Consider the following 5010-nt stretch of genomic DNA (forward strand, 5'->3'; position numbering starts at 1 on the left):
GAGGAAATCGTCCACTACGGGGGCTTCGAGGCCGACGACGCGACGACGCTGTCGGTACCCTCGCCCGGCGACGACTGATCGCGCTCCCCGGCGCGTTCGGTCCGACTCGTTTGTTAGATGCGTCTCCGGTATCGCGCCCCTTTTTATTCGTCGCAGCGCTTATAGGCATATGGAGACGTTCGCGGTGGAGGAACTTCCGGAAATCAGCGAGAGCGACGACCTCGCGGGCCTCGTCGAGGAGCGGGTTGACCTCGAAGACGGTGACGTGCTCTGTGTCGCGAGCACGGTCGTCTCGAAGGCCGAGGGTCGGAAGGCCGACCTTTCGGCGTTTCCCGCCTCCGAGCGAGCGGAGGCGATCGCCGACCGACTCGAGTCGGTGACCGGCGATCGGAAGGACCCACGCTTCGCGCAGGCGGTTTTAGAGGAGAGCGAGGCGTTGCTGACCGAGGCCCCGTTCCTGCTCGCCGTGACGCGGTTCGGCCACATTACGGTCAACGCGGGCATCGACCGCTCGAACGTCCCCGGCGCCGACCTGTTGTTGTTGCCTGAGGCTCCGAGCGACTCGGCGGAACGCCTCTCGGAAGCCCTCTCTGTCCCCGTCATCGTCACCGACACGTCCGGCCGACCCTTCAGATACGGCCAACGGGGCGTCGCCGTCGGGTGGGCGGGGCTGTCCGCCGCCCGCGACTGGCGCGGCGAATCCGACCGCGACGGCCGGGAGTTGGGCGTCACCGTTCAGGCGGTCGTCGACGAACTCGCCGCGACGGCGAACCTCGTCGCCGGGGAGGGCGGCGGCGGAACGCCCGCCGTTGTCGTCCGCGGATGGTCGTTTGGCGATCACGCCGGCAGCGATGACCTCTTCCGCCGCGAGGAGGACGACATCGTCCGCGAAGCGCTCCAAGAGTGGGCATTCGACGGATGACCGCGCGCGCTCGACGGTTGGGGTGCGCTCATATACCTCAACTGAGGCTCGCCCGTTCTCTGCGAATGAGATCCGCCCGCGTTCGTCCCACCGGGAACGATCCGAAGACAGACCGATTACACCAATGTTAGGCATCGAACTCACCCCCGAGCATCCCGTCAGTCGCATCGCCGAGTTGGGCGAACACGCCGAGTCGAACGGCTTCGACACCGTGTTCAGTTCCTGTCATTACAACAACCGCGACCCCTTCGTCGCCCTGGATCGGATCGCGACCCGCACCGACGACGTCCGGCTGGGTCCGGGGATCGCAAACCCCTACGAGACGCACCCGGTCACGCTCGCCTCGCGGGTCGCTTCCCTCGATGAGGCGTCCGGCGGCCGAGCAGTATTCGGGATCGGCCCCGGCGACCGTTCCACGATCGAGAATCTCGGATTCGAGCACGACAAGGCGTTGCGGCGTGTTCTCGAGGCGTTCAAAGTCGCACAAGACCTCTTCGACGGCGAACGCGTCGATCACGATGGCACGTTCGACGCAGTTGACGCGGGCCTCAACTTCGACGTCCCGAGCGAGACGATCCCCGTTTACGTCGGCGGGCAGGGGCCGCACATGATCCGGATGTCGGCGAAACACGCCGACGGGCTGCTGTTCAACGGTTCACACCCCAAAGACATGGCGTGGGCGGCCGAACAGGTCGAAGCGGGGCTCGACGAGCGCCCTGCCGAGCACGGCGAGTTCGACTTCGCCGCCTACGCGTCGGTCTCGCTGTCGAGCGACGCCGAGGCGGCCCGCGAGGCCGCCCGCCCGGCGGTCGCGTTCATCGCCGCCGGGGCGGCTCCGCCGGTGTTGGATCGACACGACATCGACAGAGAAACGGCGGCGACGATCGGCGAGCACATCTCCGCGGGCGAGTTTGAGGCGGCGTTCGCCGCCGTGACCAGAAAAATGATCGACGCGTTCTGTATCGCCGGGACGCCCGACAGCGTGGCGGATCGCATCGACGGTGTCATGGAGCACGCCGACAGCTTCGTCGCCGGGTCACCGCTGGGGCCGGACCTCGACGAGGCGATCAGACTGGCTGGTTCGGTTCTTCGGAGCCGGACAGACCGCGCTTGATCGACGACACGACGGCTCCGAGCGTCGCAACGCCGAAGATGGTGACCGCGAGCCCGGTGATGACCGCGCCGCTGAGCATCATCGCGGCGACGAGGGGGTCGACGCTCGCGATTTCGGCGAACTGCTCGACCGCTCCGACCGTGTTCTCCTGCAGACCGCTCTGAATCTCGACCATGCCGAGATTTCGGACCACTCCTACTTGTTTGTGTCCGTCTCGCGTCAGCGGGTCGCGTGCACACCTGTGGGGGGAGCCTGCGGAGCGTCCCGTCCTCACCGTTGAAGTGGTCGGCTCCCCTGTTACCGGTATGAAGGACGCCTCGCTGAACGACTTTTTCGACGGTTCCAAGCGCGAGGAGGGAGACGAGTCAACCGACGAGAGCGGGCGGCAGGCCGGGGACGAGTCGGTCGGGGACGGACCGATGGACGCAGCCGAGCCGACGGATAGTGACGGAACGGGAGACGGCGACGAAGAGGCAGGCACGAATAGAAGCGCGGACGGAGACGGGGCTGAAGAGACGGACGAGCGGGCAAACGCGACAGCGTCGGGCGACCACGGCACGGCCCCGGATCCGACGCACTCGACCTACGGCTGGACCCCCGGCGGCGCCGAGTGCGCCGACTGTGGGGCGACAGTCAAGCGGCGTTGGCGGGACGACGGCCGGTTCGTCTGTGTGGACTGCAAGGCGTGGTAGCTACGAGACCCCCGATACCGCGTCGACGTTGGCCTTGAGCCGAACCCCGAGCGCGAAAAGAAACGTCGCCGACATGACGATGAACACCGTGGTCGCCGCCGCCGCCAGTGCCGGGGGGACGCCGAGCAGCGTGGCGCCCTCCAGAACTCCGGCGGTGCCGAGACAACTCAATACGGCGATGAACCGGACCAACAGGCCGTCGATGACGGTCCCGCCAGCCATCGCCTCCGCCCGCGTCCCTGCGGCGAAGGAGACCCCGTAGGCCGCGAAGGCAACGCTCGCGACGGCCTGAACCGCCTGGACGGCGGCCGTCAGCCCGATAGCGATGACGACGGCAAACTCGACGAAAGCGATTCCCATGAACGCCGCCTCGAGTAGCCGGGCCCGGCTGTGGGGGATGGCCGTCGACCCCGGATCGCGGTACGGGAGCCGGTAGTAGAGCTCGCGCATCGAGAGCGAGACCAAGATAATGAAAAACAGCTGGAGGACCTGCCGGACCCCCGTCACCGTCGTCGTGGCGACCGCAGCCGTCCCTACGAGTTCATAGCCGCCAGCAACGGCGTAGGCCATTCCCGTGCCCATCGCGACGACGACATACCGCCAGATGCCGACCGAGAGTGTTCCCGCACGGTCGCTCAACGCGGCATAGACGGTGGCGACACCGCACGAAACAAAGAGGAGGACAAAGGCCAGAAACCGCGCGAGGGCCCCGGAACCGGCGACGGCCGGATCAGCCATCGAGCTCCTCCGTCACCGAGTTGAGGGCGGCCGCCATCGCCGCAACCGTGCTGAAGCGCTCGGCCTTCCGGGCGGCGAGACACCGTCGGAGAAAGCTCCCGATATCAGGGAGTCGGCTTTCGAGGTCGGCCGGAAGCGTAACGTCGCCGTCCCAGGGTGCTCGGCTGTCCGTCTCCGTGTCCTCCCGGCCCCCTGTCAGTGCCTCGCGACCGACGACACCGAATCCGTAGACATCGGTCGCGCCGTCTACCTCTCCGTACGTCCCCGGATCGACGTGTTCGGGGGCGAGATAGTGCTCGGGGATCGACTCGGGGGGACGCCCGTTCCGGAGGAGGTCGACGTAGCCCCAGTCGGTCACTCTGGGGTAGCGCCACGCCTCAGGCTCGCTGAGGATCGTGGCTCTGACGATCGAGCCGGGGGTCAACGCACCGTGAATAACGCCGCGCTCGTGAGCGAATCGGAGCGCGTCGGCGATCGTCCGAAGCGTCCAGACCGCGGCCGCGAGCCGACGTTCCTCACCGAGCGTCGCAACGCCCGTCACCGACTCGTAAGCCGTTACAACCCACGGATCAGGCGTCGTTCCCCAATCGATGACCGGCAGGATCGCGTCGTGGCCGTCGATCGAGTTCCACATCCCGATCCGCCGGTCGAACGCTGGCCGGAACGCCTCCACGGACGGGTCGAACGATTTGAACAGTCCCGCGTGGACATCGCCGTCAGGGGTGTGGTAGACGATCTTAAACGTCCGTGCGATCGATCCCCGGTGGATCGTCTCGATCGGCGTGTATCGGTCGTAGTCGTGGTCGACACTCGGCGGGTCGAACGGCCGATCCGTCGGGGGACTGCGCCTGTCGGTTCCCTCGTCGGTATCGTAAGTGGTCGCGCTTCCGCCGCCGACCCACCCCCAGCGATCGCCGTCGGAGCGGCCCATCGATGCGCCCTCAGGTCCATCGCGGTCGCCCGGCACCTCGACTGTCGTCCGGGCGGCGAACTGTCCCCACATCGCTTCGCGGCACCGCCTGGCGGCGGGCTCTTCGAGCGTCCGAAGTTCGCGCTCGACCGCCGCGGGGTTCGACTGTGCGATGTACGCGAGTGCCCGGGCGGCCGCGGCGTGTGGATCCGACGTGTCAACTTCCCCTGCGATCCGGGAGACGTACGACACGGCTTTCTCCGGGGCAGCGTCCGCGACGAGGCCGAACCCCCACGCCGCGCCGAGCCGAACGCGTTTCGCGTCGCTATCCAGCAACCCGAGCGCGCGGTCGAGTTCTGTTCCCGAGACCGTCTTCGGGTCGTCCAGCGCGGCCGAGAGGATGCGGTTTGCGTCCCGGCGGTCGTCGTCGATCATCGGTTGGATCCGTGCGGTCAGTTGGACCGCGTCGTGGGTGCCATGCCGTCCCGCGTTAAATACCGTTCGGGTCGACTCGGCCGCCGTATCGCCGCCCCGGGCTGTCCCGCGGCGTTCGTCCCCGCCCTGAGAGCGCTAGGTGCCGCAAGGGCCATCACCCGCGCGACACCCCGTGACGACGTTCTCCGACAATGAAAAG

The 5010-nt window shown here is 67.5% G+C and carries 6 protein-coding genes; 3 read left to right on the forward strand and 3 right to left on the reverse strand.

Annotated elements, in window-relative coordinates; genetic code table 11:
• The first annotated feature begins 169 nt into the window (after positions 1-169).
• Positions 170-922: a coenzyme F420-0:L-glutamate ligase gene (locus tag ACI944_RS11545; protein ID WP_411719206.1), complete on the forward strand. Its 753-nt coding sequence runs from the start codon at positions 170-172 to the stop codon at positions 920-922.
• Positions 923-1046: 124 nt separating this feature from the next.
• Positions 1047-2036 carry a 5,10-methylenetetrahydromethanopterin reductase gene (locus ACI944_RS11550; protein WP_411719207.1) on the forward strand — a complete coding sequence of 330 codons (990 nt, stop codon included), beginning with the start codon at positions 1047-1049 and terminating at the stop codon, positions 2034-2036.
• On the opposite strand, the gene ACI944_RS11555 is transcribed toward ACI944_RS11550, so the two are convergent.
• Complete coding sequence (locus tag ACI944_RS11555) at positions 1990-2211, reverse strand: hypothetical protein (RefSeq protein ID WP_411719208.1); 222 nt, start codon at positions 2209-2211, stop codon at positions 1990-1992. The genes ACI944_RS11550 and ACI944_RS11555 overlap by 47 nt on opposite strands.
• 130 nt (positions 2212-2341) lie before the next feature.
• Between ACI944_RS11555 and ACI944_RS11560 the strand changes: the two genes are divergently transcribed.
• The gene (locus ACI944_RS11560) at positions 2342-2728 is read left to right on the forward strand and encodes a hypothetical protein (RefSeq protein WP_411719209.1); all 387 of its coding nucleotides are present in this window, start codon (positions 2342-2344) and stop codon (positions 2726-2728) included.
• Here ACI944_RS11560 and ACI944_RS11565 read toward each other — a convergent pair whose 3' ends face one another.
• Both ACI944_RS11565 and ACI944_RS11570 read right to left on the reverse strand, forming a co-directional pair.
• Positions 2729-3466 carry a hypothetical protein gene (locus ACI944_RS11565; RefSeq protein ID WP_411719210.1) on the reverse strand — a complete coding sequence of 246 codons (738 nt, stop codon included), beginning with the start codon at positions 3464-3466 and terminating at the stop codon, positions 2729-2731.
• A complete protein-coding gene (locus tag ACI944_RS11570; RefSeq protein ID WP_411719211.1) occupies positions 3459-4811 on the reverse strand; it encodes a hypothetical protein in 1353 nt (450 codons plus the stop codon). The genes ACI944_RS11565 and ACI944_RS11570 overlap by 8 nt, the downstream gene beginning before the upstream one ends.
• Between the last annotated feature and the right edge of the window lie 199 nt (positions 4812-5010).

Source organism: Natronomonas sp., assembly GCF_046710025.1.
Classification (GTDB): domain Archaea; phylum Halobacteriota; class Halobacteria; order Halobacteriales; family Haloarculaceae; genus Natronomonas.

Excerpts from the sequence above, each read along its gene's own strand:
- ACI944_RS11545 (WP_411719206.1), top strand. The coding sequence starts at position 170 with ATGGAGACGTTCGCGGTGGAGGAACTTCCGGAAATCAGCGAGAGCGAC.
- ACI944_RS11565 (WP_411719210.1), bottom strand. The coding sequence starts at position 3,466 with ATGGCTGATCCGGCCGTCGCCGGTTCCGGGGCCCTCGCGCGGTTTCTG.
- ACI944_RS11550 (WP_411719207.1), top strand. The coding sequence starts at position 1,047 with ATGTTAGGCATCGAACTCACCCCCGAGCATCCCGTCAGTCGCATCGCC.
- ACI944_RS11560 (WP_411719209.1), top strand. The coding sequence starts at position 2,342 with ATGAAGGACGCCTCGCTGAACGACTTTTTCGACGGTTCCAAGCGCGAG.
- ACI944_RS11555 (WP_411719208.1), bottom strand. The coding sequence starts at position 2,211 with ATGGTCGAGATTCAGAGCGGTCTGCAGGAGAACACGGTCGGAGCGGTC.
- ACI944_RS11570 (WP_411719211.1), bottom strand. The coding sequence starts at position 4,811 with ATGATCGACGACGACCGCCGGGACGCAAACCGCATCCTCTCGGCCGCG.